Below are 20754 nucleotides of genomic sequence, written 5' to 3' on the forward strand. Positions count from 1 at the left end.
TTGTCTTTGGGCGGATGGTGGCGGGATTTGGGTCAGGCGTCGAGGGCCGAAATGACGTTACGGCGCGGCTAATGCGGGACGATTCAGTCCTCGAGCATCGCCAGGCTGACCCTGGCGGTGCCGGTACGGTGCATCCCGATCTCGCGCGCGGCAGCGTGGGACAAGTCGATCACGCGCCCGCCGCTGAACGGTCCGCGGTCATTGATTCGCACCACCACGCTCTTTCCGGTGGACAGGCTGGTGACGCGGATACGGCTGCCAAAGGGCGCGGTGCGGTGCGCTGCGGTCAGCGTGTCGGGATCGCAGCGCTCGCCATTGGCGGTGCGGTTGCCCGCCATCTCGCGGCTGAAATAGCTCGCCATGCCGCTGCCCAGATCGGTACCGGCATCGTCCTCTTGCGCCGCCGCCGGAACGGCCAGCGCAAGCGCAAGCGCGCCGATGAAAAGACCCCGCATTCCCATGTCCCCTTTTGCGGGCACGGGTGAAACAGCCAAGTGCGCCGGGCGGCAATCCTTTCAGCGCCACATTGCCCGGAATCCGCGACCATCCGCGTGCATTTCGCCAAATCGCTTGTGCAAGGGACGGCGGTGATTACAGCGTATGTGCAACCATGGGGGTTGAGACAGAATCGGGGGCCGCAACCGGCGGCGAGGGTGGCGCGCCGCATGGCGACGCGGTCTATTCCTATCTGGATGCGGCCCGCTCGCTGCTCGCCGCGACCGTCGCCTTCGCCCACGCCTGGCATCTCGTCATCGCCGATTATGACGGGCATGCGCCGCTCTGGGCCCGGGTCGGCTATTTTGTCGCGGGGTTCTCGCACGCCGCCGTCATCCTGTTCTTCGTCCTGTCCGGCTATTGGATCGCGCGATCGGTCGAGCAGCGGCTTGAGCGGGGCTGGACCTGGCGCAGCTACCTGTCCGATCGCCTGTCGCGCATCTGGATCGTGCTGATCCCCGCGCTGCTGATCGGCGGCGCGCTGGATATCGTGGGAACATTCTGGCTCCGCACGCCGACTCATCTCGGTCTCACCGACACCTATGTCCTGCGCACCGATGTCGCCGCGAACCTCGCCTGGCCGGTGTGGATCGGCAATCTGTTCTTCCTTCAAGATACGCTGGTGCATCCGCTGGGCACCAATGGGCCGCTATGGAGCCTCGCTTGGGAATGGTGGTTCTATCTCTGGTATCCGGCGCTGATCCTGCTCTGGAAGACACGCAGGCCGGCGCCGGTGCTGCTCACCATGGCGATCTTCTTCTGGTACCCGGCGATGCTGCTCGGCTTCCTGTGCTGGCTGCTCGGCGTGCTGGTGCGGGTGATCGAACGCAAGGGGATCGCGCAGGCGTTGCTGAACCGGCGCGTCACGCTGGCCGTCACGGCGATCGTCAGCCTGGCGGTTCTTGCTTGGGCACGTCTCGCCCCGGTGCTCGGCTGGGAATTTCCGGTCGCGCTCGCGTTCGCGGCGTTCGTTGCCGCGCTGCTGGCGGTGCGGCCGTACTTCCCGAACCTGCTCGAACCCCTGGCCCATTTCGGCAGGCGCGCGAGCTTCTCGCTTTACGTCACCCATTTCCCGCTGGTCGCGATGATCGCCGGGATCGAGGTCGGAGCCGCGCGGCTGGCGCCGACGCTGACGTCGCTTCTCTTCGTTGGCCTCGCCTTCATGGCGGCGGTGTTCTTCGCCTATGGCTTCTCGATGGTCACCGAGGCCAATACCGGACGCCTGCGCCGCTGGCTGAAGGCACACCGCGCCTCGACGTGATCACACGTCGAGGTTGGCGACGCTCAGCGCGTTCTCCTGGATGAACTCGCGGCGCGGCTCGACCACGTCGCCCATCAGGCGCGTGAAAATCTCGTCCGCCACGTCCGCCTGATCGATCGCCACGACCAGCATCGAGCGGTTCTGCGGATCGAGCGTGGTTTCCCACAGCTGCTCGGCGTTCATCTCGCCCAACCCCTTGTATCGTTGGATCGACAGGCCCTTGCGACCTGAGGCGAGGATCGCGTCGAGCAACTCGCTCGGCCGTGCGACCAAAGTCTCGCCCTTGGCCGCGACCACGGGCTCCTCATCGTCGCCTTCCGCGGCTGCGGCGTCCTCGGCCTGTGCGGCCTTGATCGACACGAGCTTCGACACCGCCGCATAGCTTTCGGCCTGTTCCGCGGCGAGCGTGTGGAGCTTGCGTCCTTCGGCGGAGGTCAGGAATGCCGCTTCAATGATGTGGTGATCGGTCACGCCGCGCCACAGCCGCTCGAAATGGAAGCCGCCATCCTCGGTGACGCGCGCCGACCAGCGCGCATCCTCGTCGGTCAGGTCGAGCCGCTTCGTCACCGCCGCCAGCCGTTCGCCGCGCTGCTCGCGGCTTGCTTCGGGGTCGAGCGTACGGCCCAGCGCCAGCGCCTCGATGATCGAGGGATCGTAACGGCGCGGGACATAGCGCATCAGGGTCTTCATGCGGCGAGCATGCTCGACCAGCTTGGCCAGATCCTCGCCGAAGCGCGGTCCCTCATTGGTCTCCAGCCGGTTGCCGCCGACACCCGCCTCGACGAGATAGTCGTCGAGCGCGGCATCGTCCTTGAGGTACACTTCGGACCGGCCCCGGCTCGCTTTGTAGAGCGGCGGCTGGGCGATGTAGAGGTGCCCGGCCTCGATGATCTCGGGCATCTGGCGATAGAAGAAGGTGAGCAGGAGCGTGCGGATATGCGCGCCGTCCACGTCGGCGTCCGTCATGATGACGATCTTGTGGTAGCGCAGCTTCTCGAGGTTGAAATCGTCGCGGCCGATGCCGGTGCCCATCGCCTGGATCAGCGTGCCGATTTCCTTCGATCCCAGCATCCGGTCGAAGCGCGCGCGCTCCACGTTCAGGATCTTGCCGCGCAGCGGCAGGATTGCCTGGAAATGCCGGTCACGGCCCTGCTTGGCCGATCCGCCTGCCGAGTCACCCTCGACCAGGAACAGTTCGGATTTCGCCGGATCGCGCTCCTGGCAGTCGGCGAGCTTGCCGGGCAGCGACGCGATGTCCATCACGCCCTTGCGCCGCGTCAGCTCGCGCGCCTTCTTCGCGGCCTCGCGCGCGGCGGCGGCGTCGATCACCTTCTGGATGATCGCGCGGGCCAGTGCCGGGTTTTCCTCGAGCCAGTCGGACATCTTGTCGGCCATCAGCGCTTCGAGCGGCTGGCGGACTTCCGAGCTGACCAGCTTGTCCTTGGTCTGCGAGCTGAACTTGGGGTCGGGCAGCTTGACCGAGACGATCGCGGTGAGGCCTTCGCGCATGTCGTCGCCGGTAAGGGTGACCTTCTCCTTCTTCAGGAGACCCGACTTGTCGGCATAGTTATTGATCGTGCGCGTCAGCGCCGCGCGGAACGCCGCCAGATGGGTGCCGCCGTCGCGCTGCGGGATGTTGTTGGTGAAGCAGAGGACGTTCTCATAATAGGAGTCGTTCCACTCCAGCGCGACGTCGATGCCGATATCGTCGCGCTGCCCGGTGACCGAGATCGGATCGGGGAACAGCGGCGACTTGTTGCGGTCGAGATACTTCACGAACGCGGCAATGCCGCCCTCGTAGAACAGCTCGATTTCCTTGACTTCCTCGTGCCGTGCATCGCGCAGGAACAGGCGCACGCCCGAATTGAGGAACGCCAGCTCGCGATAGCGATGCTCGAGCTTCTCGAAGTCAAATTCGATCTGGTTCTTGAACGTGCCGCCGTCGCCCTGAACCTTCTCGGTCGAGGCGAGGAAGGTCACGCGCGTGCCCTTCTTCCCCTCGGGCGCCTTGCCGATCACCTTGAGCGGCGCGGTCGCGTCGCCATAGGCGAAGCGCATGTAATGCTCCTCGCCGTCGCGCCAGATGTTGAGGTCGAGCCATTCGGACAGCGCGTTCACGACCGACACGCCCACGCCGTGCAGGCCGCCCGATACCTTATAGGCATTGTCGTCGCTGGTGTTCTCGAACTTACCGCCCGCGTGGAGCTGGGTCATGATGACCTCGGCCGCCGACACGCCTTCCTCGGCATGGATCCCGGTCGGGATGCCGCGGCCATTATCCTCGACCGAGACCGAGCCGTCCGGATTCAGCTGAATGATGATCTTGTCGCAATGCCCGGCCAGCGCCTCGTCGATCGCGTTGTCCGAAACCTCGAACACCATGTGGTGCAGGCCCGAACCGTCGTCGGTGTCGCCGATATACATGCCCGGCCGTTTGCGCACCGCGTCGAGGCCTTTCAGGACCTTGATGCTGTCGGCGCCGTAGCTGTTCGCGTTGGGGAGGTTTTCGGGGGTGTTCTGATCGTTCGATTCCATGCCGAGCATATAGGGTCGCGAGTCACGAAACGGAAGCAAAATGGGCTATCCGGTGGCGCCGGCGCGCTTATGGAAACTTAACGGCAGCGGGGCGGGTTCGCCGTGGCAAGTTCACGCGGGTCTGGGCCATCTAATGCGGCATGGAACGTCATCAACGACTGGTCCGCGCTCACCGCACTCGATGGGAAGCGATCACCGACTGGCTCGGCGCCTGCAAGCCGCTTGAGCTTATCCTCGGCATGGTCACCGGGATCACGCTGATCGCCGCCCTTCATGCGATGTGGAGCGCGTGATCATGGACGCGCTGCTCGTTTTCGCGGTCACGATCGCCTTCATGATCTTCGCGATCGGCTATACCGGGCGGATGGCGCTGCTGGAGCGACGCGGTCAGCTCACGCATCGTGGCGCGCTGCGGCGCAGGCGCTAACGCGGCGCCCCGTCGGGTCCGGCAAGGCGCGCGGCGAGCGTGGAGTCCCAGCGGGGCAGGCGGGTTCCGCCGCGCTTCTCCTGTAGCGCCGCCGCCTGATTGTAAGTGGCGAGCAGGGTCGCCGGACGGCAGAAGGCGTCGATCGTCCGTGCGCGGCCAAGGTTGAGTTCGATGGTCCGCGCCATGCGCCAGCCGACGGTGTACCAGGGGCCCTGCGTGCCGAAATAGCCGCGCATCTTCGCGGCGATCGCCGCTTCGTCCCCCGCGGTCCCGGCGAGGACCGACCGGAACCATGCGTCCTGCTCGGCCATCTCCGTCGCGAAACTGGCGGCGTTGCGATCCCATTCGGCGCGCTCGCCCGCATCGCTGTCCGCATGAGGGTGGATTGCCGGGCCGCCGGCCGCCGCGAGCATCGCCAGCCCCTCACCATAGGCGCTGAGCCAGCCAAGCAGCAACCGGCGTGCGGATTCGCCGTCCGGCGACCGGGCACCGCAGGCTGCGCCCATGCCGATATGATGAAGTTCATGCGCGAGCGTGTTGGCGGCCTTCTCCGGCAGCACGGCAGGATTGAGCATCAGGAAGATCGCCGGATCGCCGGCAAGGTCGAAGACGAACTCGTTCGGTTTCGGCTTCACCATCGGAAAGATGGTCGCGCGCAGCGTCGTTCCGGGAGGGAGGTAGGCCAGCGCCCTGGCCGCCGCCGCGCCGCTGGGATCGACCCGCCACCGGTCGAGCGCCGCGCGAAGCGAGGCGGCGCGCGCGCGTGTTTCGGGCGCGGACAGGAAGGCGCGGAACTCGGCGTCGGTGAAGTCGCGCTTCATCGCCGCCTCGCGTTGCTTGAGGCGCCGATACCCCTGGCTCGCGAACAGCGCCTGCCATTTCGCCTCATCCGGCGTGCGGCCCGCGGCCAGTGCTTCGATCAGCGCGACGGCGGCGCGCGCCTCGTCCATGTCGAGCGATACCTGCACCCGGGCCGGGGTCTGTGGAGACCCGCACGCAGCGGACGTGCCGAGCAGGAAGGCTGTCGCCAGCCACATGGAAGCGGATCTGGTCATGCGCCGATCGTACTGACTACGGGTGTAATCGTAAAGTGGTGCGGCGTTCAGACCGGCGTGATCGCTCCGTCGCGCACCGTATAGCGCGTGGCTTCGTCGATCCCCTCGAACAGCTCGGGTTCGGTCCCGGTCATCCACACCTGTCCGCGCCCCGCCAGCCGTTCGAACAACGCCCGCCTGCGGCTGGGGTCGAGATGCGCGGCGACCTCGTCGAGCAGCAGGATCGGTGCGCGGTCGGTGCGGTCGGCGACCAGCTCGGCATGGGCGAGCACGATGCCCAGCAGCAATGCCTTCTGCTCGCCGGTCGAGCAGAGCTGTGCGGGTTGCCCCTTGCCCAGATGCGTGACGCTGAGGTCCTGGCGGTGCGGTCCGGTCAGCGTGCGTCCCGCCGCGGCGTCGCGCGCCCGGCCCGCCCGCAGCGCCTGCGCCAGGTCCGGCGCGGCCTCTCCCTCAAGCATCAGTCCCGCCCGGGCGAACGGACCCTCGGGCTGCCCCTCCAGCCGCGCCGCCAGCGCCTTGACCGCGCCGCGCCGCGCGACATCGATCGCCGCGCCATGCTCGGCCATCCGCGCCTCGAGCGCGGTCAGCCAGTCGGGATCGGCGGGTTCCTCGGCACCGAGCAGGCGGTTGCGCTCGCGCATCGCCGCTTCGTAGCGCGCGGTGTGGTGCGCATGCCCCGGCGCCAGCGCCAGCGTCAGCCGGTCGAGGAAGCGTCGCCGCTCGCTCGCCGGCTCGACGAACAGCCGGTCCATCGCCGGGGTCAGCCACAGCACCGTCAACCATTCGGCGAGGCTGGTCGCGGCCGCCGCCGCGCCGTTGACGCGGACCACCCGCCGTTCGAGCGCGTTCGCCTGCGTGCCGGTGCCGATCTCGACGCTCTCGACCAGGGTCGCGGCCACCGCGAATCCGCCGCTTCCGCGTTGGCGAGCGATTTCGGGCAAGGGCGCCCGGCGCAACCCGCGCCCGGGCGCGAGCAGCGAGACGGCCTCCAGCACATTGGTCTTGCCCGCGCCATTGTCGCCGGTCAGCACCACGAAGCCGGCACCGGGCGTCAGCGTCGCCGCGGCGTGGTTGCGGAAGTCGGTGAGGACAAGGCGGGCAAGGGCCATTCGACCGCCTGTAGCGATGCGGAAGCAGGAGCGGAAGCGACCGCCATTGATCGGCGACGATTGCGCGCTATCTCTCCTCCTATGCCGAATCGAGCGCGCGTCTTTCTCACTACCACCACCCGGGGCGACCGGGTGAGCCGCACGCGCATCTAGCCGCGGCGGTCTCTCTCCCGGTGACGGGTGAGGGCGCACGGCACCTGTTTTCCGCTCCGGACTTTTCCGCGCCAGCTTTTCCCGGCGCCGTCCGCTGTGTAAGGCGCACCAAACAGGATTGCCGAAATGAACATGATCTCCGTCACGCTTCCCGATGGTTCGGTCCGCGAAGTCGCGCCCGGCACCACCCCAGCAGACATCGCCGCCGCGATCGGTCCCGGCCTCGCCAAGGCGGCGATCGCCGCGCGCGTCGATGGCGAGCTGCGCGATATCGGCCGCCCGCTCGAACAGGACGTGCAACTCGCGCTGGTGACCTCGCGCGACGAAGCCGACGCGCTCGAACTCGCGCGCCATGATTTCGCGCACGTCCTCGCCGAAGCGGTGCAGGCGCTGTTCCCGGGCACGCAGATCACCTTCGGCCCGGCGACCGACGACGGCTTCTATTACGACGTGATGGCCCCGGCCTCGCGCGACCCCTTCTCGATGGACGACCTTCCGGCCATCGAGGAGAAGATGCGCGAGATCATCCGCGCCGACAAACCGCTCCGCCGCGAAGTATGGAGCCGTCAGGCGCTGATCGACCGCTGGACGGCCGAGGGCGAGAGCTTCAAGGCCGAATGGGCCAGGGAATTGCCCGAGGGCGAGGAGCTGACGGTCTATTGGTCGGGCGACGACTGGCTCGACATGTGCCGTGGCCCGCACCTTGCCTCGACCGGCAAGCTCGATCCGCAGGCGTTCAAGCTGATGCGCGTCGCCGGCGCCTATTGGCGCGGCGACCAGAAGAATGCGCAGCTGACGCGCATCTACGGCACCGGCTGGCTCAACAAGAAGCAGCTCGACGCGCATCTCCACAAGCTCGAGGAAGCCGCCAAGCGCGACCACCGCAAGCTGGGGCAGGAGATGGACCTGTTCCACCTCCAGCAGGAGGCGCATGGCAGCGTCTTCTGGCACCCCAAGGGCTATATGATCTGGCGCGAGCTCGAGGCCTATATGCGCCGTGCGATCGACGGCGCCGGCTATCGCGAGGTCAAGACGCCGCAGGTGATGGACGCGCGCCAGTGGGAACAGTCCGGGCACTGGGGCAAGTATCGCGAGAACATGTTCGTCATCCCCGACGAGGTGCCGAACGTCGAGGATGACGGCCCGATTGTCTCGAACGACGCCGACTGGATGGCGCTCAAGCCGATGAACTGCCCGGCGCACATCCTGATCTTCAAGCAGGGGATCAAGTCGTATCGCGATCTGCCGCTGCGCTTCTACGAAAATGGCTGCTGCCACCGCAACGAGCCGCATGGCGCGCTCCACGGCCTGATGCGCGTGCGCCAGTTCACCCAGGACGACGCGCACATCTTCTGCCGCGAGGACCAGATCGTCGACGAGGTGAAGGCGTTCTGCGCGCTCGCCGACCGCGTCTACAAGGATTTCGGCTTCACCTATTCGATCAAGCTCGCGCTGCGCCCTGAAAAGCGCTTCGGGACCGAGGAGATGTGGGACCAGGCCGAGGCCGAGCTGCGCGACGCGGTCGAGAAGGCCGGGCTGGCGACGCCGGAATATGGCTGGGAAGAACTGCCGGGCGAGGGTGCTTTCTATGCGCCCAAGCTCGAATGGCATCTGACCGACGCGATCGGCCGGACCTGGCAGGTCGGCACGATCCAGTCGGACCGCGTGCTGCCCGAGCGTCTCGATGCGACCTATGTCGCCGAGGATGGCGAGCGGCACCGCCCGGTGATGCTCCACCGCGCGATCTTCGGTTCGTATGAGCGTTTCATCGGCATCCTGATCGAGCATTTCGCCGGGCGTCTGCCCGCTTGGCTCGCACCGACCCAGGCGGTGGTCGCGACCATCGTCTCGGACGCCGACGATTATGCGAAGGACGCCGTCGCCCGGCTCAAGGCCGCGGGCATCCGCGCCGACAGCGACCTGCGCAACGAGAAGATCAACTACAAGGTGCGCGAGCACTCGCTGGCGAAGGTCCCGCATCTGCTGGTGGTCGGCAAGCGCGAGGCGGAGGAGGGCACCGTCGCCATCCGCACGCTGGGCGTCGAGGGCCAGCGCGTGATCCCGCTCGCCGAGGCGATCGTCTGGCTCAAGGGCGAAGCGACACCCCCGGACCTCGTGGGATGATCCGCGCCGGAACCCCTGCGGACGTGCCGCGCGCGCTGGAAATCTGGCGCGCAGCGGTCGACGCCACGCACGGGTTCCTCAGCGCCGAGGACCGGGTCGAGATCGACCAGCTGGTGGCGGAGCAGTTCCTGCCCAACGTGCCGTTGTGGCTCGCGGTGGACGGTGCGGACCGGCCGCAGGGTTTTCTCGTCATGGACGGCGAGATGATCGATGCGCTGTTCGTCGATCCGGCGGTGCATGGCCGCGGGATCGGCACGGCGCTGGTCGATCACGCGCTCTCGCTCGCGCCCAACGCGCTGGTCGATGCCAGCGAGCAGGCGAGCAATGCCGCGCCCTTCTACGAAGCGCGCGGCTTCGTTCGCACCGGCCGCTCCGAGCATGACCCGCAGGGGCGACCCTATCCGGTGATCCATTTCCGTCATCCCGGCCACGCGGGATGAAGGGCTGGACGCGCCATGCACCCGGAGAGGCGCTGGCGCGGCACCGCCATGATTCGGGTTATGTCGCGGTCGTGCTCGACGGCGGTTATCTTGAGGCGGGTGAAGGTGGGCGTATCCGAGCCGAAGCGGGAATGGCGCTGATCCATCACGGCTGGTCCGCGCATCAGGACGGCTTCGGTGCGACGGGCGCGCGCGTCCTCAACCTGCCGCTTCCCACCGGCCTTGCCGAAGGCGCGGTGCGGCTTGCCGATCCCGACGCCGTCGCGCGGCTGGCCGAACGCGATCCCCATGCCGCCGCCGAATGGGTGCGCGACACCGCAACGCCGGTGCTCGTGGGGCCGAACGACTGGCCCGACCTTCTTGCCGCCGCGCTCGGGCGCGATCCGGCGCTGTCGATCACGCGCTGGGCCGATACGATGAACCTCGATCCCGCCTCGGTCACCCGCGGTTTCGCGCGTGCTTATGGGGTCAGCCCCAAGCGTTTCCGGCTTGAGTTGCGCACCCGCACCGCGGTGCGCGCGCTAGCCGGCTGGCGCGGTACGCTCGCCGATCTGGCGGCCGATCACGGCTTTGCCGATCAGGCGCATTTCGCGCGCGCCGCACTGGCGCTCACCGGGTTCACGCCGTCCCAGCTCAGGCTGGCGCGCTAGGGCAAAGTCCGTTCAAGCCGGATGCTGGTGTTATAGTTTAATAGCACAGTCATGGACCGTCGCCTCTTTCTCGCCGCCACGCTGGGCTCGCTCGCCGCCGCCCGCGCCATCCTCCCCGCCGCCGCGCGGGCCGAGCCGCCCGTCACTCGCTGGAAGGTCGGGTCGTCGGAAGGCCATGACGCGTTCGCCTTTCTCGGTCCGCTTTCGGGCGAGCCGCTCTACCAGACCTATTATGCCGCCGACGCCGCCGCCTTCGCGCCCAAGCTGCCCGAAGCGATTCGCGCCGACATCCCGAAACTGTGGAAGGAAGCGGGCAAGGACTACGGTCTGCTCGGCCCCAATCTATCGACCACCCTGTCGGGCGCCGACCTCTCGACCATCGACGCGGTGATCGAGAATTTCGACGATCTCGAGGGCCGCGTCCGCCCCGCCTATCAGGCCAGCCCCTATTGGGATGCCAAGGACTGGGCTTGGCTCACCGTCCAGGCGCCGCGTCTGCGTGGGATATTCGTGGCGATGCGTGACGCGGGCTTCGCCGCCTTCCGCGCCGAACGCACCGCGGGGATCGAGACGCGCGCCGCGGAGATCGCCCGGGCGCTGGCGAGCTATGATGTGATCAAATGGCAGCGCAAGCTCACCGGCCGCGCCTTCGATCCCGAGATTTCGATCGTGCTGCTGCAATTCTCCAAGCCGCACGGGATCAAGGTTCAGGGCCAGACCTTCCTGCAGTCCGCCGACTATGACGTCGCGCTCACCGTCCGGATCGCCGCGCACGAGATGCTGCACCCGCCGGTGCCGATGGATGGCGCCGCGGCTAAGGCGGCGATGGCGACGCTCGATAAGGACGCGGTGATGATGCGGATCGTGCGCGAGCATGATCCGCGCTGGGGTTACACCACGCTTGAGGGCTATCTGAATGAGGATCTGTGCCAGGCGCTCGACCAGCTGATCAGCGAGGCGCTGGGGGTGGCGCGCAACCCCGCCGATCGCTGGCGCAAGGCCGACGACGGCATGCATGTCCTTGCCGCTGGGTTCTATTCGCTTCTGCGCGCCGACAAATGGATCGAGAACGGCGGCAATATCGAACAATGGCTGGCGAGTGCGGTTGCGGCAGGGCGACTCGCCCCGCAAACCCTGCACGCCGCCGCCGCGCGCGTGCTGGAACGGCCCGTGGACAAGCTCTGGCCGCTTGTCTGAGCGCCACCGCCTGCCCATATCGGCGTAGCATAGGCGCCACACTGTGTGGCTATTTCGCTGGGACGGCGCGGCGGGGCTACCCCGCCGCGCCGTCCTGCGCTATCCTAACCGTCTGTAACTGTCACAGGAGAAGCATCCATCCGTCCTCCCATGTCCCGGCGCGGGTTCGCGCCCCCGGTGCCCACCGGCCCGCGCTTCAACGAATTCATCCAGTCGCCCAAGGTCCGCGTGATCGACCACGAGGGTGAGAATCTGGGCGTGATGTACACGCGTGAAGCGATGGAACAGGCGCAGGAGCTGGGCCTCGACCTGGTCGAAGTGTCGCCCAATGCCGACCCGCCGGTCGCCAAGTTCCTCGATGTCGGCAAGTACAAGTACGAGGCGCAGAAAAAGGCGAACCTCGCACGCAAGTCGCAGAAGACGCAGGAGATCAAGGAGATCAAGATGCGTCCGAACATCGACGACCACGACTACGACACCAAGATGAAGGCGGTCCACAAGTTCATCGGTGAAGGCGACAAGGTGAAGATCACTCTGCGCTTCCGCGGTCGCGAACTGTCGCACGGCCAGCTCGGCATGAACCTGCTCAAGCGCGTCCAGGAGGATTGCGCCGAGGATGCGAAGGTCGAGAGCTATCCGCGCATGGAAGGCCGTCAGATGCTGATGGTGCTTTCGCCCAAGTGAGTCGCGTGCGGCTGCGCTAGTCGCAGCCGCCGCCACCTCCGTCCGAAGCACAATCCGAAGCGGTGGAGCTGTCGCCGCTGGTGTTGTTGCGCGCGTCGGTACCGCCGTCGCGGGTCTTTTTCACCTGCGCGGCGTAGATCGCGATGAACGTGGTGAACAGCGATATTCCGACGGCGAGCAGCGCGATCCACACCGCCTTCATGCCGGCGGCTCCCACAGTTCGATCGCATTGCCTTCGGGATCGTGGATTCGCGCGAACTTGCCCGTTTCCGGCGTGTCCCATTCGTCCTTGGTGATGATCGCGATTCCCGCGGCGTTGAGCTGCTCGAGCATCCCTTCCAGATCGCTGACGCGCAGGTTGATCAGGAACTGCTTGTCGGCGGCGAAATAGTCGGTGTCCGCCTTGAACGGCGCGAACACCATCGGTCCACCCTGCGTCTGCCAGTACCAGTCGTCGGGATCGCTCGTGCTGGTATCATCAGCGTTGCACCCCATGCCGATGTTCAGATGCTCGCGATACCATGCGACCAGTGCGTCCGGGTCCTTCGCGCGAAAGAAGAACCCGCCCATGCCGAGTACGCCCATCGATCCATCTCCTTGCCGGTGGTGCGATCCTAGGGCGCAAAGCCCGGCTCGGCTAGGCGGACACGCCGCCATACGCTCTCAAGCCGCCGTCGCGAACTCGCCCAGGCCGGTCGCGGCATCCAGCATCCGCCGCTCGAGCGACTTCAGCCGCAGTACCGCGTTGATCTTGTCGCCCGTCAGATCGGTCACATAGAAGGTATCGACCGCGCGCTCGCCATAGGTGGCGACATGCGCGCTGTGGATCGTCACCTTCGACTGGAACAACGCATAGGCCAGGTGGTGGAGCAGTGCCGGCCGGTCGCGCGCATTCACCTCGATCACGGTGAACCGGTTCGACGCCTTGTTGTCGATCAGCACCGCCGGCTCGATCGCGAACGCGTCGGCGCGCGGGCGGGGCAGGGGCTTGGCCGCCAGCCGCTCGGTCAGCTTGGCGCGGTTGGCCAGCGCTTCGGCGATCGCGCTCTCGATCCGGGCAAGCTGGCCGGGATCGTCGAACGGGCGGCCCAACGGATCCTGCACCAGGAAATTGTCGATCGCCATGCCGTCGCGCGTGGTGTGGATGCGCGCGTCGATGATGTTGCCGCCCGCCGCATGGATCGCGCCGGCGATGCGATAGAACAGGCCGGCATGGTCGGCGGCATAGACCGTCACCAGCGTCGCGCCACGATCGGGATAGACGGTCGCCTCGACCGACAGCTGCGCCTCGCCCACCCGCTCGATGAAGCGGGCGTTGCGCTCGATCACGTCCTCGGGCTCGGCGACCCAATAGGCGTCGGGCAGCCGTTTGATCAGCGCGCTCATGTCGCGGCCCATCGCGGCGGAGAGTTCCGTCTGCTTCGCCGCGATCCGCTCGTTGCGGCCCTTCTGCTTGTGGCCGAGCCGAAGCACTTCCTCGGCGCTGTCATAGAGGTTGGTGAGCAGCTGGCGCTTCCATCCGTTCCACACGCCCGGTCCCACCGCGCGGATGTCGACGATGGTCAGGACCAGCAGCATCATCAGCCGCTGCGGTGATTGCACGATCTCGGCAAAGTCGAGGATCGTCTTGAAGTCCGAAAGGTCGCGCTTGAACGCGGTCGCCGACATCAGCAGGTGCCAGCGCACCAGCCACGCCACCGTCTCGGTCTCCGCCGGGGTTAGGCCCAGGCGTGGGCACAGTCGCTGCGCCACCTCGGCGCCCAGCTCGCTATGGTCGCCGCCGCGCCCCTTGGCGATGTCGTGCAGCAGCACCGCGACATAGAGCGCGCGGCGCGACGCGATCTGGTCGAGGATGCCGGTGGCGAGCGGATGATCCTCGCGTCGGTCGCCCTTCTCGATGCTCGCCAGCAATCCGATCGCGCGGATCGAATGTTCGTCCACCGTGTAGTGGTGGTACATGTCGAACTGCATCTGCGCGACGACGCGGCCGAAGTCCGGAACGAACCGCCCGAACACCCCGGCCTCGTTCATCCAGCGCAATACCGTTTCGGGATCGCGTGGGCTGGTCAGCACATCCATGAACAGCGCGTTGGCGCGCGGATCGGTGCGCTTCTCGTCGATCAGCTTGGCGTCGCGCGCGGCGGCGCGCATCGTCAGCGGATGCACCTCCAGCTTGTGCAGGTCGGCGAGCTGGAACACCTCGAGCAGCCGCACCGGATCCTCGGCGAAGAATGTGTCGCGCGGCAGCGCCAGCCGGCCGCGGTCGAGGACGAAGCCCTTGAGCTTCGCTGGCGATCGCCGGATGCGCGGCAGCCCGAAGCGGCTTCCGCGCGCCGCGAACTTCTCGTCCAGATGGGCCAGGAAGACGCCGGTCAGGTCGCCGACCATCTTCGCCTGCAGGAAGTAGAAGTGCATGAAGCGCTCGACCTTCGACTTGCCCGGCCGGTCGGCGTAGCGCATGCGCTCGGCGATCTCGCGCTGGAAGTCGAAGGTCAGGCGATCCTCGCCGCGCCCCGCGATCGTGTGGAGGTGGCAGCGCACCGCCCACAGGAAATTCTCGGCCCGGCGGAACTGGCGATACTCGAGCTTGGTCAACAGCCCCGCGCCGACCAGCTCGGCCGGCTCGACCACGCCGTGTGCATATTTGCCGATCCAGAACAAAGTGTGCAGGTCGCGCAACCCGCCCTTGCCTTCCTTGACGTTGGGTTCGACGACATAACGGCTGTCGCCCATCTTGCGGTGGCGCTCGTTCCGCTCGTCCAGCTTCTGCGCGATAAACGCGCGGGCGCTGTCCTTCTGCACTTCGGTGCGGAAGCGCGCCGACGCCTCGTCATAGAGCGCGGTGTCGCCCCATACATAACGTCCCTCGAGCAGCGCGGTGCGGATCGTCACGTCCGCCTTGGCCTCGCGCACCATCTCGTCGAGCGATCGCGAGCTGTGCCCAACCTTCAGCCCCATGTCCCACAGCGAATAGAGGATCGATTCGATCACCTGCTCGCTCCAGCTGGTCTGCTTCCACGGCGTGATGAAACCGATGTCGACGTCGCTGAACGGCGCCATCTCGCCGCGCCCGTAGCCGCCGACCGCGACCAGCGCCATGCGCTCGGCGGCGGTCGGGTTACTGTTGGGGTAGAGCCTTGCGAGCGTGAAGTCCCACAATACGCGCAGCAGCTGGTCCATCAGGAACGCGCCGCTCGCCGCGCTCTCATGGCCGCGCGCGGGATGCTCCTCCAGCCGCCGGGCGATCTCGGCACGGCCGGCCTCCAGCGCGGCCTTGAGCCGCAGGGCAGCCGCTTGCCGCAGTCGCATCGTATCGGGTGCGCTGATCGCCGCCAGCTCATCCGCCAATGTCCGCCGATCGACGATCGCGCGGCGGTGGGGGACGGAGTCGAAGCGCGCGGACATGGGACGGAGATAGGGGAAGCGCGGGCGGGGCGCTAGGATGGTTTCAGATGTGGCCTATCCGCCACTGTCCCTCACCGTCACCCCCGCGAAGGCGGGGATCCATTCTGGCTGACCAACCGGCCCGAGCCGTAACGTCAGAGCCAATGGATTCCCGCCTTCGCGGGAATGACGATTCAGGATGGGTCGGACGCGATCAATCCGGCTTCTTCGCCACGCCCACCAGCGCGGGGCGCAGCAGGCGGTCCTTGATCATGTAGCCCGACTGGATTTCCTGCACGATCGTACCCGGCGCGGCGTCCGTGCTCGGCACTTCCATCATCGCCTGATGGCGATTGGGGTCGAGTGTCTCGCCCAGCGCCGACACTTTCGACACGCCATGGCGCGCGAACACGCTGTCCAGCTCGCGCCCGGTCGCTTCCAAACCGGTGACCAGACCCTTCAACTTCTCGTCCCCACGCAGTTCCTCCGGAATCGCGGAGAGTGCGCGTGCGAGGTTGTCGGCGACCGACAGGATGTCGCGGGCAAAGGCGGTCGCGGCATAGGCGCGCGCGTCCTCGGCCTCCTTCTGCGCACGGCGCAGCAGGTTCTGCGCCTCGGCGCGGGCATAGAGGCTTGCGGCCTGCGCCTCGGCAAGCTGGGCTTCCAGCTCGGCGACGCGGTCATGCTCGGCGACTTCGGGAGCGCCCTCCGCGGTCTCCTGGCGAAGGTCCTCGGTCGCTTCGGTCTTGCTTTCTTCGGTCATAGTCCCTGTTTTTCTTCGTGTTTCAGGCCAGCAATCTGGCGAGGGTCGCTGCGGTGAAATCCACCATGGGCACGACGCGGGCATAGTTCAACCGTGTCGGTCCGATGACACCGACCACACCGACCACCCGTCCGTCGAGCGAACGCACCGGTTTCGCGATCACCGACGACCCCGACAGCGCGAATAATTTGTTCTCCGATCCGATGAAGATGCGCGTCGCCTCGCCCTCGCGCGCGCTGTCGAGCAGGCGAGCGATCTCCTCCTTGCCCTCCAGCTCGTCGAGCAGCTGGCTGACCCGATCGAGGTCGTCGGCCGCCGCGCTGTCGATCAGCCGCGCTTGCCCGCGCACGATCAGCACCGGCCGGTCGTCGCCGTCCTGCGACCACACGGCAAGGCCGCGCTCGACCAGCGCCCGCGCCGCATCGTCCAGCGCCGCGCGCTCGACGCGCAGCTCGCGCTCGACCCGCGCGCGCGCCTCGCTCAACGTCAGCCCGCCCAGGGTCGCTGTCAGATAATTCGCCGCTTGCTCCAGCGCCGCCCCCGGCATCCCCGGCGGCAGCTCGACCACGCGGTTCTCGACCGATCCGTCTTCGCCCACCAGCACTGCGAGCGCGCGGTCCTGTCCCAACGGCACGAAGCCGAACTGGCGCACCACCCGCTCGGCCTTGGGCACCAGCACCATGCCGGCGCAAGCCGACAGGCCGGACAGTGCCGCCGTGGTGCTGGCCAGCGCCTCCTCGACCGGCCCGCCGCCGCCCGCCCGCGCCTCGATCGCGGCGCGCTCCTCGGCCGAGGGTTCGGACGCACGCATCATCCCATCGACGAACAGGCGCAGCCCCAGCTCGGTCGGCATGCGCCCCGCGCTGGTATGCGGCGCGGCGAGCAGCCCGAATTCCTCCAGGTCCTGCATCACGTTGCGGATCGACGCGGGCGACAGGTTGAGCCCCGCCATGCGCGAGATCGTCCGCGACCCCACCGGCTGCCCCGCGTCGAGATACGACTCGACGACGACGCGAAAGATATCGCGCGCGCGGTCGGTCAGCTCGGTGATCGGCGGGGTGGTCACAACATCGTCATGTAGCGCCCCCGCGCGCGCGCTCAAGGGCGCGGGCCAATCAGCGGCCCCAGCGCGGGGATCAGGTCGGGGGCATTGCCGATCGCCGCTGCCATGGCGTGGTTGGCGTCGCGGTCGCACCCGAAGTCGAAATAGAGCGTCGTCGTGCTGCGCCGCCCGCGCCAGCGCACTTCGGCGCTCGGCATGTCGGTCGCGGCCTGCGTGCATCCCGGCTCGCCGTGCGAGAAGCGCCGCGTCCGCCCGGTCTCAGGGCGATAGGGGGCCAGCCGCTGTGCCAGTGCCGCCGCCTGTTCAGGCGTTACCCGAAAGCTGCGCTGGCCGGTGACGGCGGTGAAGCGGATGCCGGTGAAGCTGCCGGTGCCGTTGGGGTTCACCTGAAAGCGATAGACCGGACAGCTGCCGAAGCACGGCCCGGTCTGGTACTCGATCGCCTCGCCGCTGACCGGGCGCACGGGCGCTGTCGGAGGTGTGTACGGTCCAGGAGGCGGCGTCTGTGGCCTGGGCGCCACGGGTGGGCGCGGTGCGCCCCCCGGTGGGGCCACCTGCGGAATACAGGCGCTCGTCCCCAGTCCGGCCAGTATAATCGCGATACGCTTCATCGATGATCCTCCACGGATCGCGAACCGAGACTGGCGCGTTCGGTTCCCTGGGTTTAGGTGCCGGGACAAGAAACCCACAGGAGATTCCCGTTATGCGCCCCAGCGGCCGCACCCCCGATCAGATGCGCGCAATCTCGATCGAGCCCAATTTCACGATTCATGCCGAGGGTTCGGTGCTGATCGCGTTCGGCAATACCAAGGTGCTGGTCACCGCCAGCGTCGAGGAGCGCGTGCCCCCCTTCCTGCGCGGCAAGGGCCAGGGTTGGGTCACCGCCGAATACGGCATGCTCCCCCGCGCCACCCACACCCGCGGCAATCGCGAAGCGGCCAAGGGCAAGCAATCGGGCCGCACCCAGGAAATTCAGCGGCTGATCGGCCGCTCGCTGCGCGCCGTCACCGACCTCACCGCGCTGGGCGAACGTCAGATCACGCTCGATTGCGACGTGATCCAGGCCGATGGCGGCACCCGCACCGCGGCGATTTCGGGCGCGTGGGTCGCGCTGCGCATCGCGGTCGACAAGCTGCTCGCCTCGGGCGCGCTGACCAAGGATCCGATCCTCACCCAGGTCGCGGCCGTTTCGTGTGGCATCTATCAGGGCACGCCGGTCCTCGACCTCGACTATGACGAGGACTCGGCGGCCGATGCCGACGCCAATTTCGTCCTGCTCGCCGACGGCAAGATCGCCGAGGCGCAGGCGACGGCGGAAGGCGCGACCTATGACGAGGAAGGGCTGCTCCGCCTGCTTCGCCTTGCACGCATCGGCTGCAACGACATCTTCGCGGCCCAGCTCAAGGCCGCTGGACGGTGAGCGGCGAGGGGCGCGATCCGCAGGCGATTCGCAAGCTTGCCGCCGGCAAGCTCGTCATCGCCAGCCATAATGAGGGCAAGGTGCGCGAGATTCGCGCGCTCCTCGCCCCCTATGGCATCGAGCCGGTCAGCGCCGCCTCGCTCGGCCTGCCCGAGCCGGACGAAACCGGCACCACCTTTGTCGCCAATGCGGAGCTAAAGGCGATGCAGGCCGCCGATTTGTCGGGCCTGCCCGCGCTCGCGGATGATTCGGGGATGTGTGTCGATGCGCTCGGCGGCGATCCCGGCATTTTCTCGGCGCGCTGGGCGGGGCCGTCCAAGGATTTCGGCGTGGCGATGGAGCTGGTCGAACAGAACATCGCGGACAAGGCGGTGGCCGGGCAACCCGCCCCCTCGCGCGACGCGCATTTCGTCTGCGCGCTCGCGCTCGCCTGGCCCGACGGCCATGTCGAATGGTTCGAGGGGCGGGTCGACGGCATCCTGGTCTGGCCGCCGCGCGGCAAGAACGGCTTCGGCTATGATCCGATGTTCCTGCCCAACGGCCATATCGAGACGTTCGGTGAGATGGATGCCGACGCCAAGCATGCGATGAGCCATCGCGCCGACGCCTTCCGCCAGCTCGTCGCGGCGGTATTCTGAGTCCGAAGCGGGCGGCTCGCCGCCCGCTTCAGCCGCGGATCGCGTTCAGGTGGCTATCGAGTTTCGCCGCATAGCGCTGCGCGAACTCGCGATGGACCCTGCCGACCGCCGGGTCGGTGGCGCTGTCTGCGCGCTCGATGCTTTCGCGGTGTCGGCGCGCAAGATATTCCTGTTGGGGGGTCTGGGGCATTGGAATAGCTCTGGTTTGCAAGCGGCAGCTCTCCAGTCGCTGTCGATTGGCGCCGCGCTCGGAATCCCCTGACGCCAATGACTTAACGATACGCCTTTCGGGTGCGGCGGGACAGCCGAATCGGGGGCGTGGCGACCGGGCCGGAGGGACCGGTCGGACAATCGGAACGCCTTGCCGAGCGGTGCTCGCGGCGATGTTCCGCGACATGCATTTTTTGCAAGCGCGGCGGATGGAGAGTCGGTCGCGCCACGCTCCACCCAATCTCCATCAATTCGCTTGCTGCGTGACCACCTCGCGCTGTACGTGACAGTCCAATGACAATTCCTCCGCCGGATCGGTCGCGGGATCGCCGGATCGAGGATCCGTCGAACCTCTGGATCATCCACCCGGCAGGCCGCGGCCTGCTGCCGTGGTTTGTCGCCCGCGGAATATCGGCCAATGCCGTCTCGGTCTGCGGTCTCGCGTTCGGTATCGGCGCCGCCTTCGCCTATTCGAACTGGACTGACTGGCGCTGGGCGGTCGTCGGGCTGTTGCTGTCGGTCGGCTGGCTGATCGCCGACGGGCTCGACGGCATGATCGCGCGCGCGACCGGCACCGCCAGCGCGCTCGGCCGCTTCCTCGACGGTCTGTGCGACCATGGTGTCTTCATCCTGATCTATGTCGTCCTCGCCACTTCGATCGGCACGGTCGAGGGGTGGGCGCTCGCCATTTCCGCGGGCGCCGCGCACGCGGTGCAGTCGAGCATCTATGAAGGCGAGCGCGCGCGCTTCCACCGCCGGTGCAAGGGCGATGCCGGCACGCCGCCGGTGCCCAGCCGCAATCCGCTGGTGCGCCTCTATGATTCGGTCGCGGGCGCTGCCGACCGCTTCGCCCGCGCGTTCGATGACAGTCTGCGCCGCCAGCCCGATCCCGCCGCGTTCGGCGCCGCTTATGGCGAAGCCGCCGTCGGCCCGATGGGACTGATGCGGCTGCTCAGCGCCAACACGCGCGTGTTCGCGATCTTCCTTGCCTGCCTCGCGGGCAATCCGCGATTTTTCTGGTGGTTCGAGCTCGTCCCGCTCACCATCATCCTCGTCATTGGCCTGTTCTGGCACCGCGCTGTCGAGGCGCGGCTTGCCGGTGCCACATCTGTTTCAACATCATCCCACACCCAAAGGACGTGAAGT

Annotated in this window: 22 protein-coding genes; 11 read left to right on the forward strand and 11 right to left on the reverse strand. The window is 67.4% G+C overall.

Annotated features, from left to right (window positions below; translation table 11 throughout):
• Positions 1–83 precede the first annotated feature (83 nt).
• Positions 84–455 (reverse strand): septal ring lytic transglycosylase RlpA family protein, encoded by a 372-nt coding sequence (locus AC07M1_RS03195; protein ID WP_495161119.1) that lies wholly within the window; start codon positions 453–455, stop codon positions 84–86.
• A gap of 155 nt (positions 456–610) precedes the next feature.
• Here AC07M1_RS03195 and AC07M1_RS03200 point away from each other — a divergent pair, with 155 nt between their 5' ends.
• Positions 611–1756, forward strand: a complete 1146-nt coding sequence (locus AC07M1_RS03200; RefSeq protein ID WP_495161120.1) for an acyltransferase family protein — start codon at positions 611–613, stop codon at positions 1754–1756.
• Here AC07M1_RS03200 and gyrB read toward each other — a convergent pair whose 3' ends face one another.
• On the reverse strand, positions 1757–4300 hold the full coding sequence (gene gyrB, locus AC07M1_RS03205) for a DNA topoisomerase (ATP-hydrolyzing) subunit B (protein ID WP_495161121.1): 2544 nt from the start codon (positions 4298–4300) through the stop codon (positions 1757–1759). It abuts the gene before it with no gap.
• A gap of 131 nt (positions 4301–4431) precedes the next feature.
• On the opposite strand from gyrB, the gene AC07M1_RS03210 reads away from it, so the two are divergent.
• A complete protein-coding gene (locus tag AC07M1_RS03210; RefSeq protein WP_495161122.1) occupies positions 4432–4584 on the forward strand; it encodes a hypothetical protein in 153 nt (50 codons plus the stop codon).
• A 2-nt stretch (positions 4585–4586) separates the two neighbouring features.
• Entirely contained in the window at positions 4587–4718 is a 132-nt protein-coding gene (locus AC07M1_RS03215; protein ID WP_495161123.1) for a hypothetical protein, read from the forward strand.
• On the opposite strand, the gene AC07M1_RS03220 is transcribed toward AC07M1_RS03215, so the two are convergent.
• Together AC07M1_RS03220 and recF are read right to left on the reverse strand one after the other, a co-directional pair.
• Complete coding sequence (locus tag AC07M1_RS03220; RefSeq protein ID WP_495161124.1) at positions 4715–5773, reverse strand: DUF5700 domain-containing putative Zn-dependent protease; 1059 nt, start codon at positions 5771–5773, stop codon at positions 4715–4717. The genes AC07M1_RS03215 and AC07M1_RS03220 overlap by 4 nt on opposite strands.
• Positions 5774–5820: 47 nt before the next feature.
• Entirely contained in the window at positions 5821–6882 is a 1062-nt protein-coding gene (recF, locus tag AC07M1_RS03225) for a DNA replication/repair protein RecF (protein WP_495161125.1), read from the reverse strand.
• 285 nt (positions 6883–7167) lie between these two features.
• Between recF and thrS the strand changes: the two genes are divergently transcribed.
• The 5 genes from thrS to infC all read left to right on the forward strand — a co-directional run bounded on the left by thrS (position 7168) and on the right by infC (position 12130).
• Positions 7168–9159, forward strand: coding sequence for a threonine--tRNA ligase (thrS, locus tag AC07M1_RS03230; protein ID WP_495162807.1), 1992 nt, complete (start codon positions 7168–7170; stop codon positions 9157–9159).
• Positions 9156–9599, forward strand: coding sequence for an acetyltransferase (locus AC07M1_RS03235; RefSeq protein ID WP_495161126.1), 444 nt, complete (start codon positions 9156–9158; stop codon positions 9597–9599). The genes thrS and AC07M1_RS03235 overlap by 4 nt, the downstream gene beginning before the upstream one ends.
• A complete protein-coding gene (locus tag AC07M1_RS03240) occupies positions 9596–10249 on the forward strand; it encodes a helix-turn-helix domain-containing protein (RefSeq protein ID WP_495161127.1) in 654 nt (217 codons plus the stop codon). The genes AC07M1_RS03235 and AC07M1_RS03240 overlap by 4 nt, the downstream gene beginning before the upstream one ends.
• 51 nt (positions 10250–10300) lie before the next feature.
• Positions 10301–11446, forward strand: a complete 1146-nt coding sequence (locus AC07M1_RS03245; RefSeq protein ID WP_495161128.1) for a hypothetical protein — start codon at positions 10301–10303, stop codon at positions 11444–11446.
• Between the two features lie 150 nt (positions 11447–11596).
• Entirely contained in the window at positions 11597–12130 is a 534-nt protein-coding gene (gene infC, locus AC07M1_RS03250) for a translation initiation factor IF-3 (protein ID WP_447728190.1), read from the forward strand.
• 16 nt (positions 12131–12146) lie between these two features.
• Here infC and AC07M1_RS03255 read toward each other — a convergent pair whose 3' ends face one another.
• The 6 genes from AC07M1_RS03255 to AC07M1_RS03280 form a co-directional block, all read right to left on the reverse strand.
• The gene (locus AC07M1_RS03255) at positions 12147–12332 is read right to left on the reverse strand and encodes a hypothetical protein (protein WP_495161129.1); all 186 of its coding nucleotides are present in this window, start codon (positions 12330–12332) and stop codon (positions 12147–12149) included.
• Entirely contained in the window at positions 12329–12715 is a 387-nt protein-coding gene (locus AC07M1_RS03260; protein ID WP_495161130.1) for a VOC family protein, read from the reverse strand. Before AC07M1_RS03260 ends, AC07M1_RS03255 begins: the two co-directional genes overlap by 4 nt.
• 78 nt (positions 12716–12793) lie before the next feature.
• Positions 12794–15535, reverse strand: a complete 2742-nt coding sequence (locus AC07M1_RS03265) for a [protein-PII] uridylyltransferase (protein WP_495161131.1) — start codon at positions 15533–15535, stop codon at positions 12794–12796.
• 193 nt (positions 15536–15728) lie between these two features.
• Entirely contained in the window at positions 15729–16277 is a 549-nt protein-coding gene (gene grpE, locus AC07M1_RS03270; protein ID WP_495161132.1) for a nucleotide exchange factor GrpE, read from the reverse strand.
• 22 nt (positions 16278–16299) lie between these two features.
• Positions 16300–17343 (reverse strand): heat-inducible transcriptional repressor HrcA, encoded by a 1044-nt coding sequence (gene hrcA, locus AC07M1_RS03275; RefSeq protein ID WP_495161133.1) that lies wholly within the window; start codon positions 17341–17343, stop codon positions 16300–16302.
• 32 nt (positions 17344–17375) lie between these two features.
• Complete coding sequence (locus AC07M1_RS03280) at positions 17376–17804, reverse strand: DUF6438 domain-containing protein (protein ID WP_495161134.1); 429 nt, start codon at positions 17802–17804, stop codon at positions 17376–17378.
• A 239-nt stretch (positions 17805–18043) separates the two neighbouring features.
• Here AC07M1_RS03280 and rph point away from each other — a divergent pair, with 239 nt between their 5' ends.
• Positions 18044–18760 carry a ribonuclease PH gene (gene rph / locus AC07M1_RS03285; protein ID WP_495161135.1) on the forward strand — a complete coding sequence of 239 codons (717 nt, stop codon included), beginning with the start codon at positions 18044–18046 and terminating at the stop codon, positions 18758–18760.
• The gene (gene rdgB, locus AC07M1_RS03290; RefSeq protein ID WP_495161136.1) at positions 18757–19398 is read left to right on the forward strand and encodes an RdgB/HAM1 family non-canonical purine NTP pyrophosphatase; all 642 of its coding nucleotides are present in this window, start codon (positions 18757–18759) and stop codon (positions 19396–19398) included. The genes rph and rdgB overlap by 4 nt, the downstream gene beginning before the upstream one ends.
• Before the next feature lie 28 nt (positions 19399–19426).
• On the opposite strand, the gene AC07M1_RS03295 is transcribed toward rdgB, so the two are convergent.
• Positions 19427–19588 carry a hypothetical protein gene (locus AC07M1_RS03295; RefSeq protein ID WP_495161137.1) on the reverse strand — a complete coding sequence of 54 codons (162 nt, stop codon included), beginning with the start codon at positions 19586–19588 and terminating at the stop codon, positions 19427–19429.
• 314 nt (positions 19589–19902) lie between these two features.
• On the opposite strand from AC07M1_RS03295, the gene AC07M1_RS03300 reads away from it, so the two are divergent.
• On the forward strand, positions 19903–20751 hold the full coding sequence (locus AC07M1_RS03300; protein WP_495161138.1) for a CDP-alcohol phosphatidyltransferase family protein: 849 nt from the start codon (positions 19903–19905) through the stop codon (positions 20749–20751).
• The last annotated feature ends 3 nt before the right edge of the window (positions 20752–20754 follow it).

The organism is Sphingomonas sp. GW821-FHT10C01 (assembly GCF_059415525.1).